General features: G+C 59.6%; 18 protein-coding genes. 9 read left to right on the top strand and 9 right to left on the bottom strand.

Features of this window, described 5'->3' with window-relative positions:
• Nucleotides 1–104: 104 nt before the first annotated feature.
• Complete coding sequence (metG, locus tag SKA53_RS01310) at nucleotides 105–1,817, top strand: methionine--tRNA ligase (protein ID WP_007204226.1); 1,713 nt, start codon at nucleotides 105–107, stop codon at nucleotides 1,815–1,817.
• Between the two features lie 52 nt (nucleotides 1,818–1,869).
• Here the strand turns inward: metG and SKA53_RS01305 are convergent, their stop codons facing one another.
• The 5 genes from SKA53_RS01305 to SKA53_RS01285 all read right to left on the bottom strand — a co-directional run bounded on the left by SKA53_RS01305 (nucleotide 1,870) and on the right by SKA53_RS01285 (nucleotide 5,979).
• Nucleotides 1,870–3,024 carry a TRAP transporter substrate-binding protein gene (locus SKA53_RS01305; protein WP_007204225.1) on the bottom strand — a complete coding sequence of 385 codons (1,155 nt, stop codon included), beginning with the start codon at nucleotides 3,022–3,024 and terminating at the stop codon, nucleotides 1,870–1,872.
• Nucleotides 3,021–3,707 carry a hypothetical protein gene (locus SKA53_RS01300; protein WP_165474479.1) on the bottom strand — a complete coding sequence of 229 codons (687 nt, stop codon included), beginning with the start codon at nucleotides 3,705–3,707 and terminating at the stop codon, nucleotides 3,021–3,023. Before SKA53_RS01300 ends, SKA53_RS01305 begins: the two co-directional genes overlap by 4 nt.
• The gene (locus SKA53_RS01295) at nucleotides 3,637–4,056 is read right to left on the bottom strand and encodes a hypothetical protein (protein WP_040482740.1); all 420 of its coding nucleotides are present in this window, start codon (nucleotides 4,054–4,056) and stop codon (nucleotides 3,637–3,639) included. Before SKA53_RS01295 ends, SKA53_RS01300 begins: the two co-directional genes overlap by 71 nt.
• A gap of 90 nt (nucleotides 4,057–4,146) precedes the next feature.
• A complete protein-coding gene (locus tag SKA53_RS01290) occupies nucleotides 4,147–5,703 on the bottom strand; it encodes a phosphate ABC transporter substrate-binding/OmpA family protein (protein WP_040483051.1) in 1,557 nt (518 codons plus the stop codon).
• An 84-nt stretch (nucleotides 5,704–5,787) separates the two neighbouring features.
• A complete protein-coding gene (locus SKA53_RS01285; protein WP_007204221.1) occupies nucleotides 5,788–5,979 on the bottom strand; it encodes a hypothetical protein in 192 nt (63 codons plus the stop codon).
• Here SKA53_RS01285 and SKA53_RS01280 point away from each other — a divergent pair.
• Nucleotides 5,978–6,685, top strand: a complete 708-nt coding sequence (locus tag SKA53_RS01280) for an acylneuraminate cytidylyltransferase family protein (protein ID WP_007204220.1) — start codon at nucleotides 5,978–5,980, stop codon at nucleotides 6,683–6,685. The genes SKA53_RS01285 and SKA53_RS01280 overlap by 2 nt on opposite strands.
• A 121-nt stretch (nucleotides 6,686–6,806) precedes the next feature.
• Here the strand turns inward: SKA53_RS01280 and SKA53_RS01275 are convergent, their stop codons facing one another.
• Nucleotides 6,807–7,514, bottom strand: a complete 708-nt coding sequence (locus tag SKA53_RS01275; protein ID WP_007204219.1) for a tyrosine-protein phosphatase — start codon at nucleotides 7,512–7,514, stop codon at nucleotides 6,807–6,809.
• 127 nt (nucleotides 7,515–7,641) lie between these two features.
• On the opposite strand from SKA53_RS01275, the gene SKA53_RS01270 reads away from it, so the two are divergent.
• Together SKA53_RS01270 and SKA53_RS01265 are read left to right on the top strand one after the other, a co-directional pair.
• Nucleotides 7,642–8,673 (top strand): N-acetylneuraminate synthase family protein, encoded by a 1,032-nt coding sequence (locus SKA53_RS01270; RefSeq protein ID WP_007204218.1) that lies wholly within the window; start codon nucleotides 7,642–7,644, stop codon nucleotides 8,671–8,673.
• Nucleotides 8,666–9,436 (top strand): glycosyltransferase family 25 protein, encoded by a 771-nt coding sequence (locus SKA53_RS01265; protein WP_007204217.1) that lies wholly within the window; start codon nucleotides 8,666–8,668, stop codon nucleotides 9,434–9,436. The genes SKA53_RS01270 and SKA53_RS01265 overlap by 8 nt, the downstream gene beginning before the upstream one ends.
• On the opposite strand, the gene SKA53_RS01260 is transcribed toward SKA53_RS01265, so the two are convergent.
• On the bottom strand, nucleotides 9,433–10,407 hold the full coding sequence (locus tag SKA53_RS01260; protein WP_007204216.1) for a glycosyltransferase family 8 protein: 975 nt from the start codon (nucleotides 10,405–10,407) through the stop codon (nucleotides 9,433–9,435). The two genes, SKA53_RS01265 and SKA53_RS01260, sit on opposite strands and share 4 nt — an antisense overlap.
• Before the next feature lie 160 nt (nucleotides 10,408–10,567).
• Between SKA53_RS01260 and SKA53_RS01255 the strand changes: the two genes are divergently transcribed.
• Nucleotides 10,568–11,695: a glycosyl transferase gene (locus SKA53_RS01255; RefSeq protein WP_007204215.1), complete on the top strand. Its 1,128-nt coding sequence runs from the start codon at nucleotides 10,568–10,570 to the stop codon at nucleotides 11,693–11,695.
• Nucleotides 11,696–11,699: 4 nt separating this feature from the next.
• Here the strand turns inward: SKA53_RS01255 and ychF are convergent, their stop codons facing one another.
• Nucleotides 11,700–12,797 carry a redox-regulated ATPase YchF gene (gene ychF, locus SKA53_RS01250; protein ID WP_007204214.1) on the bottom strand — a complete coding sequence of 366 codons (1,098 nt, stop codon included), beginning with the start codon at nucleotides 12,795–12,797 and terminating at the stop codon, nucleotides 11,700–11,702.
• 128 nt (nucleotides 12,798–12,925) lie between these two features.
• On the opposite strand from ychF, the gene trpA reads away from it, so the two are divergent.
• The 3 genes from trpA (at nucleotide 12,926) to SKA53_RS01235 (ending at nucleotide 15,307) form a co-directional block, all read left to right on the top strand.
• Nucleotides 12,926–13,717 carry a tryptophan synthase subunit alpha gene (trpA, locus tag SKA53_RS01245; RefSeq protein ID WP_007204213.1) on the top strand — a complete coding sequence of 264 codons (792 nt, stop codon included), beginning with the start codon at nucleotides 12,926–12,928 and terminating at the stop codon, nucleotides 13,715–13,717.
• A gap of 57 nt (nucleotides 13,718–13,774) precedes the next feature.
• Entirely contained in the window at nucleotides 13,775–14,938 is a 1,164-nt protein-coding gene (locus SKA53_RS01240) for an alpha-hydroxy acid oxidase (protein ID WP_007204212.1), read from the top strand.
• A 168-nt stretch (nucleotides 14,939–15,106) separates the two neighbouring features.
• Nucleotides 15,107–15,307, top strand: a complete 201-nt coding sequence (locus SKA53_RS01235; RefSeq protein ID WP_007204211.1) for a hypothetical protein — start codon at nucleotides 15,107–15,109, stop codon at nucleotides 15,305–15,307.
• A 138-nt stretch (nucleotides 15,308–15,445) separates the two neighbouring features.
• Here the strand turns inward: SKA53_RS01235 and SKA53_RS01230 are convergent, their stop codons facing one another.
• The gene (locus SKA53_RS01230) at nucleotides 15,446–16,618 is read right to left on the bottom strand and encodes an MFS transporter (RefSeq protein WP_007204210.1); all 1,173 of its coding nucleotides are present in this window, start codon (nucleotides 16,616–16,618) and stop codon (nucleotides 15,446–15,448) included.
• A 233-nt stretch (nucleotides 16,619–16,851) separates the two neighbouring features.
• Here SKA53_RS01230 and SKA53_RS01225 point away from each other — a divergent pair, with 233 nt between their 5' ends.
• Complete coding sequence (locus SKA53_RS01225; RefSeq protein ID WP_007204209.1) at nucleotides 16,852–17,466, top strand: 50S ribosomal protein L25/general stress protein Ctc; 615 nt, start codon at nucleotides 16,852–16,854, stop codon at nucleotides 17,464–17,466.
• The last annotated feature ends 77 nt before the right edge of the window (nucleotides 17,467–17,543 follow it).

Below are 17,543 nucleotides of genomic sequence, written 5' to 3'. Positions count from 1 at the left end.
AGGACTGTGTAAACCCCAAGATGCTGCGGCGCAACAGATGTCGCGCATCTGGCGTCTGCTGCGTGACATGGTTATGCAGGGGCGAAACTTTGCAAGGACGTCGCATGGCCCGCCATCTGATCACTTCCGCCATTCCCTATATCAACGGGATCAAGCACCTGGGCAATCTTGTCGGCAGCCAGTTGCCCGCCGATCTTTATGCCCGCTACCTGCGCAAGCGCGGGCATGAAGTGTTGTTTTTATGTGCCACCGACGAGCATGGCACCCCCGCCGAACTGGCTGCTGCCAAGGCGGGCAAGCCCGTCGCGGCCTATTGCGCCGAAATGCACGCCGTGCAGGCGCGCATCGCGGACGGGTTCGGTCTGTCGTTCGATCATTTCGGCCGGTCCTCCAGCCCGCAGAACCACAAATTGACGCAAGCCATGGCAGGCCGTCTGGCCGAGATGGGCCTGATCCGCGAAGTGACCGAAGATCAGGTTTATTCCGTCACCGATGGCCGGTTCCTGCCCGACCGCTATATCGAAGGCACCTGCCCCAATTGCGGGTTCGACAGCGCGCGCGGCGATCAATGCGACAATTGCACCAAGCAGCTTGACCCGACCGACCTGATCAATCCGCGCTCTACCATTTCGGGGGCCACTGATCTGGAGGTCCGCACGACCAAGCATCTGTATCTGCGCCAATCGGAACTGAAAGCTGCGCTGGCCGACTGGATCGACAGCAAGAAAGACTGGCCAATCCTGACGACATCCATTGCAAAAAAATGGCTTAACGATGGTGACGGATTGCAAGATCGTGGCATCACGCGCGACCTTGATTGGGGTATCCCCGTGCGCAAGGGCGATCAGGACTGGCCCGGCATGGAAGGCAAGGTGTTCTATGTCTGGTTCGATGCCCCCATCGAATATATCGCCTGCGCGCAGGAATGGCAGGATGCGGGCAAAGGCAATGATTGGGAACGCTGGTGGCGCACCGACAAAGGCGCGGGTGACGTGCGTTACACCCAGTTCATGGGCAAGGATAACGTGCCGTTCCACACCCTGTCGTTCCCGGCCACGATCATGGGTACGCAGCAACCTTGGAAGCTGGTGGATTACATCAAATCCTTTAATTACCTCAACTATGACGGCGGCCAGTTCAGCACCTCGCGCGGACGCGGTGTGTTCATGGATCAGGCGCTGGACATCCTGCCGTCCGATTACTGGCGCTGGTGGTTGCTGTCGCATGCGCCCGAAACATCGGATGCCGAATTCACATGGGACGCGTTCCAGCAGGATGTGAACAAGGATCTGGCCGATGTGCTGGGCAATTTCGTCAGCCGAATCACCAAATTCTGCCGGTCAAAGTTCAGCGAGACCATCCCCGCAGGGGGCGAGCACGGCGCACCGGAACACGCGCTGATCGCCGCCCTGACCCAACGCCTGACCGCTTATCAAGGCCATATGGACGCCATTGAAGTCCGCAAGGCCGCGGCAGAGCTGCGTGCGATCTGGGTGCTGGGCAATGAATACCTGCAAGCCAACGCACCTTGGACCACAATCAAGACCGACCCCGACATGGCGGCGATGCAGGTCCGGCTGGGGCTGAACCTGATCCGTCTTTATGCCGTGCTGTCCGCGCCCTTTATCCCCGATGCCAGCAAGCTCTTGCTAGAGGCGATGCAGACCGATGATGCCGATTGGCCGGACGATATCGGCGCGGCCCTAACCGCCCTGCCCGCTGGTCATGCGTTTAGCGTGCCGGACAACCTGTTCCGCAAGATCACGGATGACGAACGCGCCGATTGGGCGGAACGGTTTGCAGGCGTGCGGACCTGATGATCCGCTAAAAGGTCAGGCCTTGGCGCACCACCGCGCCAAGGCTTTTTCATCACAGATCAGCGAACAAATCGACCGCACCGCGGCGCGCGAAATATTCGGTCTGGCTGATCGCGCCTGCGCCGTTGACCAGCGCGCGATAGGCCTCATAGCTTTCCACGATGCGGCGGCCCAAATCATCGTCATTGGCCACGCTTGCGGTGACATCAAAGGACACGCGCGACAATTCGTTCCAGACATCATCTGGCAGACGTGTCGGCTGGACCCCGGATTCTGCCAGCAACTGGACCAGCGCGATCCCGTTGTTGCCATAGAAATCCGCCGTATGCGACGTCAGTTCCGCATCACAGATGGTTTCGAACAAGGCCCGGTCCCGTGCGTCAAGGCTGTTCCACAGATCGAGGTTCATGCCAAAAGATGCCATTGTGCCAGGCTCGTGAAAGCCGGGGTAAATATAGGTCGTCAGCAATTTCTGGAACCCGAATTGCAGGTCATTGTAAGGGCCGACCCATTCGGTCGCGTCGATCGAGCCTTCGAACAAGGCAGAGACGATCCCGTCGGCGGGCAGGCTGACAGCGGTCGCGCCCATCGCGGCCAGCACCTGCGCCCCAAGGCCGGGCAGACGCATGATCAGGCCTTCAAAATCATCGGTGGTCAGGATCTCTTTGTTAAACCAGCCGCCCATCTGGATACCCGTGCCACCGCAGGCAATCGCCTTGACGTTATAGCGCGCGTTCAATTCGTCCCATAACGCCTGCCCACCGCCAAACTTTGTCCAAGCAGTCTGTTCCGGCGTTGTCAGCCCCAAAGGCACGGTGGTGAAAAAGTTAAAGCCGCGGTGCTTGTTCTGGAAATAATATTCGGCGGAATGGTAAAGATCGACCTCGCCCGCGCCGACTGCGTCATGCACGCCAAAAGCCGGCACCAATTCGCCCGGCCAGTACAATTCGATATGATAGCGCCCGTCAGAGACGATGTTGATCTGCTCGGCCAGACGCGTGGCGCTGTCGGCCAGACCGCCCAGCCCGGCAGGCCAGGACGAGGCTAGGCGCAAGATGCGTGGCGCACCCTGCGCGATCGCGGGGGCGGCCAAGGCCGCAGCCCCTGTCAGCGCCGCACCACAGCCAAGCAAGGCACGCCTGCGCGACATGGCCTTGGCGGTTGATGGCGCGTTCAGCATGGTCTTGTCTTTCGCTGCATCTGTCATTGTCCCAGCGCCCCTTTGCGGGCCGCAACAAAAGCGGCCTCGCCAATCTCGCTCCAGCCAGCGACATCGCTGATAAAGAAAAGATACCCACCGGCCACATCGGCATCGAGCGTGCTGGCAGCAAAAATATCCGACATTACCTGATTGGCTGCCGCGATCTGCGCATCCCAGATATCGGTGGGCATGGCATGGCGGTTGATCGCCGCGCCTGCAGCCTGCAGGGTCAGGGCGCTTTGATGCATCGAAATCGTCCGGTTCAGGCCATGTTCAGCCATAATGCAACGTTCCACGATGGCTTTTTGGGCGTCCGACAGCGCGTTCCAGGTCCTCAGGTTGATCCCGACCGACAAGGCTGCAGTGCGCCGGCCCGCATTCGGTGTGGTCATATGCGCAAAGCTCGCAAGCAAGCCGGCGCTTTCCATCTGCGCCACGCTCAGCCCTTCGAACACATCAAGACTGGCCAGATCGACGGCTTCGGCGCGGATGTCCACGACAGTGCCGACACCCAACGCACGCATCGCATGGACCCCCAGCCCGACCGACCCCACAGCCGCGCCGGTCAGATCGTCGAGGCCGGTCAACGGGGCCTTGGACCACAGCGGCAAGGGGCCGTCATCGCCGATCATAAAGGCCTTTATGCCGTGTTCCATACCCAGCAGGTCCAGCAGGAAACCTGCCATCACCGGCGGACATCCAGCCTTCAAGCTCACTTGGGCTCATACCGCCGGGCATGGCAGAAAAGATGCCAAAAGCAGGGTTGCTGCCAACAAAGGCCTCTGTGGCGGACAGGTAGATATCCGCCGCGCCCGACGACACAAGCTGCAGGAACGCGGCAGCATCGGTGGATGGCCTTTGTGTGACATTGAGCGCAATCGTGCCACCTGATACCGCCGCAAGGCGCGCCACAAGCCCGCGCGCCGCGTCCGGCCGGTCAGTGACAAGCGACAAGGACAGGCCGGCCTGCGCCCGCGCTGGCTGCCCCGCGACCACCATCGCACCCAAACCAGCGCCGAATAGAGTTCTGCGTTTCATCGTTGTTCTTCCTTTGGTCGCTTGCCGGGCTGGACCCTGTCCTTGGCCCGCAGGATTATGCCAAAATAGGGTACCAAACGGTCCAGCGGCCTAGCGCAGCCAGATCTCGACACGCCGGTTACTTTCGCGCCCGTCGGCGGTATCGTTGCAGCCCACAGGGGCAAGCGGCCCGTAAGACGCAACAGAGGTCCGCCCCGCCAGCACGTCACCGCCCAAAGCAGTCACCAGCGCGTTGCGCACCGAACCCGCACGCAGCAGCGCCAGACGTTCGTTCAGGTCAAACCGGCCCACGTCATCGGTAAAGCCGATGATCAGGATCTCGCGGTTGCGCGCCGCGGGGCTGTTGAGGAAATCGACCATCCGCTGCACGTCTTCGAGCGCCTTGTTGTCCAGATTGGCCGAGCCAGAGGCAAAACGGAACGTCGTGGACAAACGGTCCGCCGTGGCAAGGTCCCGTGACAGGTTCTGCACGGCGGCCAGCGTCGCCCCCGTGCTGGCCGACAAGATTGCCGCCGTCATGCGCGTGCCTTGCAGGCTGATCGGCTGGGCGACAACACTTTGATCGACATAGCCCACAGCCTGGATCATCGGCTGGGCTGCGGGTGATGTCATGAAATCAATGAACGCCGCCTGCGTCCCCGACATCACCGCGTCACCGGCATAGGCGAACACGCGGCGGCTGAGCGGATATTCTTCGGCCTTGATCGCGAAATCGGTCGCATAGGCCAGTGGTCCGCAGGTCTGCCGGATCGGCAGGATTTCTGCATCACCGGCATTGGCCAGCGTGGCGATCGCGATCGCATTGGGATCGGCCATAACGGCAGCCGCGACCGCGCTATCATCGCTGACCCGCTCGGCGTTGGCGCGCAGGCGCGCACGGTTGGGGTCCAGCACAAGTTCGCCAAAGGCGGTATCGACAGACCCCCCTTGCGCAGGCAACAGCATCCGGATCGGCGCATTGTCACCGCCAAGCTCGGCCCAATTGGTGATGCGGCCAGAGGCGACCAACGCAAGTTCGGCAAGCGATACCGACCGCAATGTGTTGGCTGGGTGGACGATCGGCACGAGCGCATCCAGCGCCACGACCCGTTCACGGCTCAGGTCACGCAGGTCGGTGCCACCGGCGACAACCACGCTTTGGGCGATGGCGGCTGGCACCGGCACTTTGGTCAGCGCCAAGTCGATATCGTTCTGCACGAGCTGCACAAAGGTAGCGTCGGCGCCTTGCACGGCGACATTGACCACACCCGCAGCACTATTGGTCTGAATGTTCAGCATGTCGATCCGTGCCACCACACCCGTGTTGTCAGGCATGGACAGGCCCGACAGGCCGCGTAGCCCAGCAAAACCGTTGACCAGTGCCTGCAGCAGCGACGCAGTCTGCGCTTCGGTCACGGCAACATCAAGATCAAGGGTGACGATGGTCTGCGGGCAGGCCGCGCCCAGACAATCCGTTGCCAGGCGCGATAACCGCAACTGGCCGATTTCGGTGTCCAGAAGATAGGTTTCATCGTCAAAGGAAACGAGGGTTCCTGTAATCGTGACGGCTTTGTCCTTGCTGGAGATCGTGACATCCTGTGCCATGGCGGCACCGGAAGCTGCGAACAGACAGACGGCCAATGCCAGCGTGTTTCGAAAATCTCTCATCGTCATGCCTCTTCGCGTCTGTGTCTTTTCAAAGCCCGACGTGATGCCCAGCCACACGGATGACCGACAGCGGTAACGTCTCAATTAGGCAAAAAGATGATTAAAATGCGTCAGGCCGATTGATTGTTTCCAAACGCCTTCCAGTCCCGCAGGGATAGCGGCGCGCAAAGCCTGCAGCGTGCAGGCAGGATTGTAGGCCAGAGCCGAAGCTGGCAGGATGGCCACGCGGCGCCAACAAGGTCCCTTTGCCGCGATGACAACAAGGAAGACCAGCATGATCATCGGCCATATCGGCGCGCGCGCGGGCAGCAAAGGTGTTCCGGGCAAGAATTTCCGCCTGCTGCACGGCAAACCCCTGATCGACTGGTCGCTGGACCAGCTTTTCGCCTGCGACCGCATCGATCAGGTGGTGGTGTCCACAGACTGTCCCGACATCTATGCCCATGCGATCAAACGCGGCTGTCTGGATATCGGGCTGCGTCCGGCGGAACTGGCCACTGACACCGCCGCGAAATGGCATGTCTGGCAGCATGCGCTGGCCGCGGTGGAAAAGCAGACCGGCCCTGCGACCACGTTTCTGGATCTGGATTGCACGTCACCCCTGCGCCTGCCGAAGGATATCGAAGCGGGGCTGGACCTGTTCGCGGCGGAACACCCCGATATGGTGATGTCCTGCGTGGAAAGCCGCAAGAACCCCTATTTCAACATCCTTGAAACCGACGCTAGCGGTGCACTGCATGTGTCAAAACCGCTGCCTGGTGGGGTGGTGGCGCGCCAGCAAGCACCGCAGGTCTATGACCATGTCGGATTGGTCTATGTGCTGCGCCCCGATTACCTGCGCGCGGCGCAGAGCCTGTTCGAAGGCCGCGTGATCCCGCTGGTCCTGCCGGTAGAACGGGGGCTTGATGTGGACAGCCCGTTCGATTGGGACATCATCGATTTCCTGATGGGCCAACAGATCGCGCAGGGCCTGCGCGGATAAACCGCCTTTTTGCATCTTCCGAGCTTAAATATCGCCGCCGGAGGCCGCGGCTTTGCCGCGACAGGGGCGCCGCCCCTGACCCCGGGAGTATTTTTGGAAATAAGAAGTCAGGCGAGCGGGGTTAGCGCCAGCCCTGCCAAGGCCAGAGTGCTGCCTGTTTCACCGCGAAACTGCGCGTCAGTGCCGCGCGGTCATATTCGGTCTTGATCCAATCCGCGATCCCGATCGGCGATTGCGCCGTGCGCGCGGCATAGACGTCGAGGAAATGATCAAGGATGCCAGTGCTGGTCCGCCGGATATGCACATAGCGGAAAGACAATTGCCGCTTTGCCTGTGCAATGGGCGCATCTTGGTAGTGCAGCAGGTAGATCGCGGCGGCAAGCCCGGTGCGGTCGGCGCCAGATTTGCAATGCATCAGGAAGGGCCGTTCCATCGTCGCGAAAGCATCGAGCAGGGCCAGCAATTCGTCGCGATCCGGCGCGCGGCGCGCGGCCATCTGCACATTGACCAGCGTCAGCCCGAGGGTGGCGCAGCTTTCGACCTCGAACAGGTGATGGGGTTGCAACGCAGCACCACGCAGGTTCAGCACGGTCTTGATCCCCATCTGCGCATAGGCGGCAAACCGGCTGTGGTTGGGGTGATTGGACCGGTAGACACCGGGTGCCACCAGATCGAAATTGTGCCAGCGCCGCCGCAGGATGCCGTGATCGAGCCAGTCAAGATGCCATTGCGACCGCCGCCGTTCTGCCGGATCGGTGATGTCATGACCAAAGGAATTGCGGAACGCCTGTTCCTTTTGTTCGAGCATTTGCTGCAATTTGCGAAACATCCGGGCCCTTGGTCATTGCTTGGGCTGTGACTTGGACCATGTGCACGCGCAATGCAATCCCACGCACGAATTGCCCTGCCGTTTGAAACCGCCTAGAAAGCCCCAGACACCTGAACCGGAGACAGCTATGGACATCGCAGGCCGCAAGATCGGACCCGAGCACCCGCCACTTGTGATCGCCGAGATTGGCATCAACCATGGGGGCGATCTGGCCGTCGCCAAGGAGATGGTGCGCCTTGCCGCCCTGTCAGGCTGCGAAATGGTCAAGCACCAGACCCATATCATCGCCGACGAGATGACCGAGGAAGCCCGCCAGATCTTTCCGCCCAATGCCGATGTGTCGATCTGGGAGGTGATGGAGGCCTGTGCTTTGTCGCTGGACGAGGAGGCCGAGCTGAAACGCTATACCGAAAGTCTGGGCATGATCTGGATTTCGACGCCGTTTTCGCGCGCGGCGGCGGATTTTCTGCAGGATCTGGACGTGCCGGCCTTCAAGATCGGATCAGGCGAGGCGGATAACCTGCCGCTGATCCGCCATATCGCGCGGATGGGCAAACCTGTCATCATGTCCACGGGCATGCAGAGCATCGAGAGCATCCGCGCATCCGTGGCCATTCTGGACGGCGCAGGCGTTGATTATGCGCTGCTGGAATGCACCAATCTGTATCCGTCCCCGCCCGAGATCGTATCTCTGCAAGGGGTGACCGACCTGAAAAACGCCTTTCCCCGCGCGGTGATCGGGTTTTCGGACCATTCGATCGGGCCGAATATGGCGCTCGCTTCGGTGGCGCTGGGGGCCTGCATTCTGGAACGGCATTACACCGATAGCCGCTATCGTAAGGGGCCGGATATCATCAATTCGATGGACCCGGCCGAATTGCGGTACCTGATCGACCGGTCGCGCGAAATTCACACCGCGCTGCGCAATCCCAAACAGCGCACCGCGGCGGAAGAACCAGTTTACCGTTTCGCGCGCGCATCGGTCGTGGCCGACCGTGACCTGCCCGCGGGCCATGTCATTACAGAGGCCGATATCTGGGCGCGCCGCCCCGGTTCGGGCGAGATTGCGGGCTATGATTTCGACAAGGTGCTAGGCCGCACCACCACCCGCGCCCTGCCCCGCAACACGCAGTTGAAATGGTCCGATCTGGATGGCTGAACTGACCCGCGCCGATCTGGGAATTTGGTTGATCAACCTTGACCGCGATACCAGTAGGCTGGCGCGGATGCAGCAGCAGCTGGATGCGATGGGGTTGGACTATACCCGCTTTGGCGCGATTGACGGGCGTGCGCGTGCGGATGAATTGGCGCCGCGCGTCAATGCCGCAGCTTACGCGCGCAACATGGGGCAGGCTGTGTCACCCGGCCATATCGGCTGTTATGCCAGCCATGTCGCGGTCTGGGACCAGGTGGCGCAGGCCACGCAGCCCGTGGCGCTGATCTTGGAAGATGACGTGGTGTTTCACGATGATTTTCTGGACAGCCTGGATGCCGCGCTGGCAGGGGCTGCCGCCTGGGATACGCTGCGGTTCAATTGCATCCGCGCGAAATGGCCTGTCTGTCAGGGGTATCTGGGGCGGTATCGGCTGAATGCCTATATCGGGCCGTTTACCGGCAATGCCACCTATCTGGTCAAACGCGATGTGGCGGGGCGGCTGGCACCGGCGTTTTGGCCACAGACCCGCGCGCATGACCACGAAATGAACCGGTTTTTCCACCATGATTTCCGCCAGTTCGGGCTAGAGCCGTTTTCATCCCATGTCGATGATGGCGGGGTCAGCACGATCACCGGCACAGGGTTCGACCAGGTGCGCAAGTTTGCGTGGTACCGGCGGCTGCCGCATTACCGGCTGAAGGCGGGAAATTATCTGCGACGGGCGTGGTGGTTGGCGCGGAACGGGTGTTTGTGGCGGCGGGCTTAGCGTAGGTCGGGCGGCAGGACTTTGCTCAAATCGCCGCAATGGCGGTTAAAACACTTAGTAAACAAGTGTATTTTCGTGATGTGGCGAAAGAAGTAGTGGTACAATGCACCATTCCTGAGAGCAGCATCAGCAGCGGGGATTTTTTGTGCAAGCTCAGGATAAAATTTTTGAAAGAACCGGCGTGCGGTTTCGCGGTATTTCAAAGGCAATCTGCGTTTGTGGTCAGACCATGGTTTGTCGTCACCAATGAAATGGACAATCTGAACGTCGATAAAACATTCGAACAGTGACCGCGAAAACGGCCATTGCCAGTTCCAACCCAGATTCAGCTGCGCCCATTCTTTTTGAAGAACAATGTTCAGTAGCGTCTGGTCAAAGTATATTGGTTCTCCCTGATAAAATTTGGCAGCCTCCGCACAACGCTCGCGCACGCGCATTGTAATGAACCTTTCAACGTCGAACAGCATAACACCCGAATTGAAGTAGGGTCCATCAACGCCCAGAGCCTTCTGATCAAAGGTTGGCTTATTTGGATGTTTCAGCTTCGTGATATCGGTCACAGCTCCCACAGGGCAGCTCAGCATATCAAGACGAAAGACCGCATCGATTGCATCACCCACGACAAAGACATCAGCATCGAGATAAAAAATCCGATCATATTGCCCCGCAAACGCCTCTGGCAGAGCGATCCGCAGATATGCTGCAAGGCTAAACCGCTTGCTGACCGGCATCCCGTCAAAGGCATTACCAACGTCAATCTGGCAAAACCTGATATCGTGATCTTTCAGCTCCGTCGGCGGAACAAGCGCATCAACCGATGCGATGCAGATATCATAGTCGCGCACAGGGTTGTTTCGCAGCAAGGTATGTATTGCCAAGGACGCGAAAGGCAAATAACTTTGGTCGGCGCAAAAAATCACGCTTTGCCTGAATTTTTGCGGGCGGTTTTCCGCCTTGATTTCAATCGTCACACAACACCACTAAACCTGAAGACGAGTAACAAGTACCAACACACCCCAAGGGATGCAAATAGTCTTTTCTTGTGGCGTTACTTTTTTCACTGGCCCAAGCAGTGCCACGATCGCTGCCGCGGCTTGAGATGCAATAGTAAGGCCGGGAAAAGCACCATTCATGAAGCAGATCGAAGGATGGAAGGTCGGGCGCGAATTGTTGCGACTGCGCAGACAGTTGGTGACCCTGCCCCAGACACTGATTGGATATCTTGATCTGTTGTTTGCGCCAGCACGCCGTCGTCAGCATCAAGCCAACTTTGCCAGCCGTGTGCAAATGCATGACGGCGCCTGCCCTGCGGGCAAACAGATTGCGATCTATCTGGTCTATCAGCCACAGGGCCTTGCCCCAAGTAGCCTCGCGCTTTGTCGTGATCTGGTTGACAATGGCTTTGCACCATTTGTGGTGCTGAATGCGCCGCTGTCAGATGCAGACCTTAGCGCATTGCAAGCCCATACATGGAAAATCATGCAAAGGCCGAATTTCGGCTATGATTTTGGCGGCTATCAAGATGCATTACTGACGCTGCGCAATTTGGTTCCCGACGCCAATGCCGCAATCATCATGAATGACAGTATCTGGCTGAATATGGATCAGGCCCTGATTGCAATGCTGCAAAGCGCCCCAACCGCAGTTGTTGGGCTTGTTCAGGAAAGCAAGCTACGGACCGATCACAAGAACAACCTGACGGTTGATTTACAAAATCTGCAATCGTATTTTTACTTTATCCAAAAGGGATTTTGGCAAGACCCGCAATTCTGGCGGTTCTGGCAGGATTACATGATGGTCAGCAGTAAAAAGCGCACGATCACGGCTGGTGAACTCGGCTTTACCAGGCATTTGGTCGCCAATGATATTCCGCATCAGGCGCTGATTTCCAAGATGCAGTTTCTGGATCAGATCAAAACCAAGAATAGCAAGTATCTCGGCTTTGTATTGCGATATGCAGTCTATACCAATCCACACCTGGCCGCGGAACGCGATGCGCTGATGGCATGGCACGACCCGTCAAATACCTGGCAGAAGGCGGCACAGGCGCATATCCGCCAGACTTTGATCCAAGAACCCCTGAACGGATCATTCTGGGTTGCCGCTTGCGATATGTTCGGCATCACTGTGATCAAAAAGAACAAAGATGCCTTGCCCGAACAGATGCGCAAGGCTTTCTTGGCGGCCCATCAAGACGGCGCAATCGCGCTGTCACCGGATATTGCTGCTGAAATCGCCGCCAGCCTGCGCCGTGACTGAACGCCTACGTATTGAACAGGAAATGCAGAACATCGCCGTCCTTGACGGTATAAGTCTTGCCTTCGGCGCGCATCTTGCCCGCCTCTTTCGCGGGCTGTTCGCCGCCGAGCCCGACAAAATCATCATAGGCAATCGTTTCTGCGCGGATAAAGCCGCGCTCGAAATCACCATGGATCACGCCTGCGGCCTGCGGGGCGGATGTGCCGGCCTTGATCGTCCAGGCGCGCGCCTCTTTTGGGCCGACGGTGAAATAGGTTTGCAGGTGCAAAAGCGCATAACCCGCACGGATCAGACGGTCCAGCCCCGGTTCCTCCAGCCCCATTTCGTCAAGAAACATCGTGGCTTCTTCGGCGTCGAGCTGGCTGATTTCCTCTTCAATCCGGGCAGAAATCACCACTGATGAATTGCCCTCGGCAGCCGCCATTTCGGCCACGCGGGCCGACTGGCTATTACCGGAACCGGCGCTGTTTTCTTCGACATTGCAGACATAAAGCACGGGTTTGATCGTCAGCAATTGTAGCAGGCGCCATGCCTTGGCGTCATCGGCATCCACCGCGACGGTGCGGGCGGGCTTGCCTTGTTCAAGGGCGGCTTGCGCGGCTTCCAGCAGGCGGACCTGTTGGACGGCATCCTTGTCGCCACCCTTGACCTTGCGCATCAGGTTGGCCAGCCGTTTTTCGATGCTTTCCAGATCCGCCAGCATCAGTTCGGTTTCAATCGTGGCAGCGTCTTCGACCGGATCAACACGGCCTTCGACATGGGTGATATCGTCATCCTCGAAACAGCGCAGCACATGGGCGATCGCGTCACATTCGCGGATATTGGCCAGAAACTGGTTGCCAAGCCCCTCGCCCTTGCTGGCCCCTTTGACCAGACCGGCGATATCAACAAAGGTCATGCGCGTGGGGATGATCTGCTTTGATCCGGCAATCGCGGCCAGTTTATCCAGCCGCGCATCCGGTACGGCGACATCACCGACATTGGGTTCAATCGTGCAGAACGGGAAATTCGCGGCCTGTGCGGCGGCGGTTTTCGTCAGCGCGTTGAACAGCGTCGATTTGCCGACATTCGGCAGACCAACAATCCCCATCTTGAAACCCATGCCCGTCTCTCCTTTGATCTTTGCGCGCTTCTAGGGGGCGCAGGTGCCTGACGCAAGCCCGTGCCCAGCGGGCATTGATTTCCCGCGCCCTATCGCGCAGGAAGGGGCGATTGCAAACGGGGACGAAGATGAGCAGAATCGACGCAAAATTCGCGCAATTGCGCACAGAAGGGCGCAAAGCCTTTGTCGCTTATGTGATGGCGGGCGATCCCGATTACGCCACCGGGCTGGAAATCGTCAAAGGTCTGCCCGCCGCCGGTGTCGATATCATCGAACTGGGGATGCCCTTTACCGACCCGATGGCCGATGGCAACACGATCCAGCTGGCAGGCCAGCGGGCCTTGGCCGCGGGCCAGACGCTGGAAAAGACGCTCGATTACGCGCGTGCGCTGCGCGAAACCGACAATACCACACCGATCGTGATGATGGGCTATTACAACCCGATCTATTCGCGCGGCGTAGATGCGTTTCTGGCCGATGCCGTCGCCGCTGGCATTGACGGGCTGATCATCGTCGATCTGCCCCCCGAGGAAGATGACGAATTGTGCATCCCCGCGCAAAAGGCGGGCATCAATTTCATCCGGCTGGCCACCCCCACGACCGATGACAAACGTCTGCCCAAGGTTTTGGAAAACACGTCCGGTTTTGTCTACTATGTTTCGATGACGGGCATCACCGGCACCGCCGCCGTGCAAACAACCGAAGTCGCCCCCGAAGTCGCGCGCATCAAGGCGAAAACCGATCTGCCCGTGATCGTGGGTTTCGGGATCAAGACGCCCCAGGCTGCGCGCGCCGTGGCCGCTGTTGCCGATGGTGCCGTGGTCGGGTCTGCCATCGTGGACCGGATCGCGCGCGGTGACAGCGTGGCCGAGGTGCTGGCCTTTGTGGCGGAACTGGCGCAAGGCACGCATGCCGCCTGACCCATTGCATGCCCGCCCCGCATCGGTAATGTATCTTTACCAATTCGAGGGAATGCCATGCCAGTGATCACCACCATCGCCGACCTGAAACGTCTGCACAAACGGCGCACGCCCAAGATGTTTTATGACTACGCCGAAAGCGGGTCATGGACAGAACAGACATTCCGCGAAAACACATCCGATTTCGACCTGATCCGCCTGCGCCAGCGAATCGCGGTGGACATGACCAACCGCACCACGCAAAGCCAGATGATCGGCCAGGATGTGGCAATGCCCGTGGCGCTGGCCCCTGTCGGGCTGACAGGCATGCAATCCGCCGATGGCGAGATCAAGGCCGCAAAAGCAGCCGAGAAATTCGGCGTACCGTTTACCCTGTCCACGATGTCGATCTGTTCGATCGAAGACGTCGCCGAAAACACCACCAAACCGTTCTGGTTTCAGGTCTATACCCTGAAAGACGATGATTTCATGCAGCGCCTGTTCGACCGTGCGCGCGCAGCGGGCTGTTCGGCGATCGTCATCACACTCGATCTGCAAATCCTTGGCCAGCGGCACAAGGATCTCAAAAACGGGCTATCCGCGCCGCCGAAATTCACACTCGCCAGCATGGCCGATCTTGCCACCAAATGGGGCTGGGGAATCGAGATGCTGCAAACCAAGCGGCGGTTTTTCGGCAATATCGTGGGCCATGCCAAGGGTGTGTCGGACCCGTCGTCCTTATCGTCATGGACAGCCGAGGCGTTTGATCATGCGCTGGATTGGGACCGCGTCGCGCAGCTGATGAAAATGTGGGGTGGCAAAGTGATCCTGAAGGGCATCCTTGACGCCGATGATGCGCGCAAGGCGGCGGCACTGGGCGCGGATGCAATCATCGTGTCCAACCATGGCGGGCGCCAGCTGGATGGCGCAGTGTCGTCGATCCGTGCGCTGCCTGCGATCCTTGATGCCGTAGGTGATAAAGTCGAGGTGCATTTCGACAGCGGCATCCGGTCGGGGCAGGATGTGCTCAAGGCGCTCGCGCTTGGTGCAAAGGGTACCTATATCGGGCGGGCCTATATCAACGGGCTGGGTGCGATGGGCGAGGCCGGCGTGACCCGCGCGCTAGAGGTGATCCACAAGGAACTGGACACCACTATGGCGCTGTGCGGGCGGCGCGACATCCGCACCGTGGACCGCGATATTTTACTGGTGCCGAAGGATTTCGAAGGCAGCTGGCAGTAACCAGTGCCACAGACCGTGGGGATTTTGCATCGCTCTGCGCTTTTCTGAGCGGGCCAATGATGATTTGATTGACCAACGTTTAAAGTCGATTATGGCTATCGGTGATCGCTGGCGCTGACCTTTTGGTGCCGGTCGTCAGATCGCAAACCAGAAATTAGGAAAATTCAGATGCGTATGACCAATGTTCTTGCAACAGCCGCTGCTGTCGCCGCCCTCTCCACCACAGCTTTCGCTGGTGGCATGTCCCCAGAAGTGATGGAAGCACCCGTCGCTGTTGTAGAAGCAGCGCCTGCTGGTTCGTCCGCAAACTCGACACTCATCATTGTTGGCGTTCTTGCCGCACTGCTGATCGCTGCTGCTGCCGACTAAGCCGTTTCGGACTTCACCAAGTCCAATTGGGCCACGCCAGATCACTCTGGCGTGGCCCTTTTCGTTTCCGCTGCGCGGTTGCTGACGGCAGATGTGCAAAACCGCCGCTACCGTGTCCGGCTAACGCCACGGACCAGCTTATCCTTGGTTTGGCGCAATGGCCTCTTGTGGCACATGCGCCTTTTGCCGTGCGACCAGCAAGGCCAGCGGCAGGGTCGCAAGCAACAGCAATGCAACGACCAGAAACGCGACCCGCAGCCCGAAAGCCTGGCTCATCAAACCCATCAAGGTGGGCGCGAAAAAGAACCCCGAAAAGCCGATCACGGCAGCCCGGCTGATCGCCTCGGTGCGCAGATGCGGCGGCACCAGCTTGCCCACCAGCGCCAGCCCCATCGGCCCGATCACCGAGACGCCCAAGCCCAGAATACCAAAGCCCACATAGGCCCAGACCGGCGTGGGCGCGAGCGCGGCAATCACCGCCCCGCTGGCCGACAGGATCGACGCACCGATCAAGACATGCACCTCGCGCAGCCGTTCCGCGACAGCCTGTCCCGAAAACCGGCCAAAGGCCATCGTCAGACCCAGCATCGCAGGCCCCAGCGCGCCTTCGGCGGCCCCGCCGCCCAGCGTACGTTCCACATGCAGCGCCGACCACGCCTCGACCGTGGCCTCGGACATGAAGGCGATCAGCACAATCCCGCCGCACAAAAGGATCGGCCACAAAGGATAGCGGCCTGCATAGCCCTCCTCGGCGCTGACATAGGTGACATCCATCCGCACAAAGGGGATCAGGCACAGTGCAAAAACTGCGAAACCCGCAAAAACCGGCGCGGGCGGCATGCCGGCTTCGCGCGTGACACCCGCGATCAGGGCGGAACAGGCATAGGCGACCGAAAACATCGCGTGATTGGCGTTCATCAGCGGGCGTTTATGGGTGGCTTCCAATTCGCTGACACGCGCGTTCATCACCACGTCCAGCAAGCCAGAGGCCAACCCCACCAACGCCATGGATGCCGCAAAGATCAGCGGATGCGTGATCAGCGATGGCAAAAGCCAGGCAAAAGCCAGCGCCGCGATTGCCGCCTGCATCGACTGCGCGCCCAGCCAGCGGTCAAGTTTCGGCGCCAGCCACATCGCGGACACCAGCCCCGTCGCCGACCCCAAAAGCAAGGTACCGAACAGCGCATCCGACGCCCCCAACTGCGCCTTGATCACAGGCACATGGGCGGCAAAACAGCCCCAGAAAATACCGACGACAACAAAGGCGACGGCAGGACGGCGGGACAGAATCAAGGCGCTGCGAATAGACATGACGCAATGGGTGGCGCGCAAATCCGTCCAAAGCAAGTTTCAAATCGCCACCCGTCGCGGCCCCACCCGTCGCTTGGGTCATGACCCATGCCACGCCCATGCCACGCCCACACCACGCCCATACCACGGCAGGCAAAAACACCTTTTCAACCCGGCAAAATCCCCTTATAGGGCAGGCTTCATCGGGCTCGGACACCCTTGGAGGCGGGCCCCATTATCAAAGGACTATTACTATGGCTGGACAGATTCCTGATCTGAACGCCAAGGTACGCGCGGGGACAGGCAAGGGGGCCGCCCGCCAAGCTCGTCGTGATGGCGAAGTACCTGGCATTGTTTATGGTGGCGGCATTGACCCGCAATCCATCAACATCCCTTTCAACTACCTGCTGACGACCCTGCGCAAGGGCCGTTTCATGTCAACGCTGTTCAACCTCAAGGTCGAAGGCCAGGATGACGTGCGCGTGGTTTGCCGCGGCGTGCAGCGCGATGTGGTCAAGGATCTGCCGATCCACATCGACCTGATGCGCCTCAAGCGGACCAGCCGGGTGAACCTGTTCATCCCCGTTGAATTCATCAACGGCGACACCTGCCCCGGCATCAAGAAAGGCGGCGTTCTGACCGTCGTGCGCAACGAAGTCGAAATGGACGTGCTGGCGGGTGATATCCCCGACCACCTGACCGTCGATCTGGCCAATGCACAGATGGGCGACGTCATCCATATCAGCGACGTTACCCTGCCCGAAGGCGCAAAGCCGGTCATCGACCGAAACTTTGTCATCGCCAACATTTCTGCGCCACGCGGACTGCTGGCCAGCGCCGATGAAGACGAAGCAACCGACGCCGCGTAATCGGCACGGATAGACGACGAAAAGGGCATCCTTCGGGGTGCCCTTTTTCATGCGGGGGTCTGGTGCGCCGCCCCGCC

Origin of the sequence: Yoonia vestfoldensis SKA53, assembly GCF_000152785.1 — a bacterium.
Taxonomy (GTDB): domain Bacteria; phylum Pseudomonadota; class Alphaproteobacteria; order Rhodobacterales; family Rhodobacteraceae; genus Yoonia; species Yoonia vestfoldensis_A.
The sequence above is the reverse complement of the archived record's forward strand: the minus strand, read 5'-3'. Positions and strand labels throughout refer to the sequence as shown.

What these genes read in the sequence shown, in the direction of transcription:
- metG (WP_007204226.1), top strand. Translation starts at nt 105, where the DNA reads ATGGCCCGCCATCTGATCACTTCCGCCATTCCCTATATCAACGGGATC.
- SKA53_RS01305 (WP_007204225.1), bottom strand. Translation starts at nt 3,024, where the DNA reads ATGACAGATGCAGCGAAAGACAAGACCATGCTGAACGCGCCATCAACC.
- SKA53_RS01295 (WP_040482740.1), bottom strand. Translation starts at nt 4,056, where the DNA reads ATGAAACGCAGAACTCTATTCGGCGCTGGTTTGGGTGCGATGGTGGTC.
- SKA53_RS01290 (WP_040483051.1), bottom strand. Translation starts at nt 5,703, where the DNA reads ATGAGAGATTTTCGAAACACGCTGGCATTGGCCGTCTGTCTGTTCGCA.
- SKA53_RS01280 (WP_007204220.1), top strand. Translation starts at nt 5,978, where the DNA reads ATGATCATCGGCCATATCGGCGCGCGCGCGGGCAGCAAAGGTGTTCCG.
- SKA53_RS01285 (WP_007204221.1), bottom strand. Translation starts at nt 5,979, where the DNA reads ATGCTGGTCTTCCTTGTTGTCATCGCGGCAAAGGGACCTTGTTGGCGC.
- SKA53_RS01275 (WP_007204219.1), bottom strand. Translation starts at nt 7,514, where the DNA reads ATGTTTCGCAAATTGCAGCAAATGCTCGAACAAAAGGAACAGGCGTTC.
- SKA53_RS01270 (WP_007204218.1), top strand. Translation starts at nt 7,642, where the DNA reads ATGGACATCGCAGGCCGCAAGATCGGACCCGAGCACCCGCCACTTGTG.
- SKA53_RS01265 (WP_007204217.1), top strand. Translation starts at nt 8,666, where the DNA reads ATGGCTGAACTGACCCGCGCCGATCTGGGAATTTGGTTGATCAACCTT.
- SKA53_RS01255 (WP_007204215.1), top strand. Translation starts at nt 10,568, where the DNA reads ATGAAGCAGATCGAAGGATGGAAGGTCGGGCGCGAATTGTTGCGACTG.
- ychF (WP_007204214.1), bottom strand. Translation starts at nt 12,797, where the DNA reads ATGGGTTTCAAGATGGGGATTGTTGGTCTGCCGAATGTCGGCAAATCG.
- trpA (WP_007204213.1), top strand. Translation starts at nt 12,926, where the DNA reads ATGAGCAGAATCGACGCAAAATTCGCGCAATTGCGCACAGAAGGGCGC.
- SKA53_RS01240 (WP_007204212.1), top strand. Translation starts at nt 13,775, where the DNA reads ATGCCAGTGATCACCACCATCGCCGACCTGAAACGTCTGCACAAACGG.
- SKA53_RS01235 (WP_007204211.1), top strand. Translation starts at nt 15,107, where the DNA reads ATGCGTATGACCAATGTTCTTGCAACAGCCGCTGCTGTCGCCGCCCTC.
- SKA53_RS01230 (WP_007204210.1), bottom strand. Translation starts at nt 16,618, where the DNA reads ATGTCTATTCGCAGCGCCTTGATTCTGTCCCGCCGTCCTGCCGTCGCC.
- SKA53_RS01225 (WP_007204209.1), top strand. Translation starts at nt 16,852, where the DNA reads ATGGCTGGACAGATTCCTGATCTGAACGCCAAGGTACGCGCGGGGACA.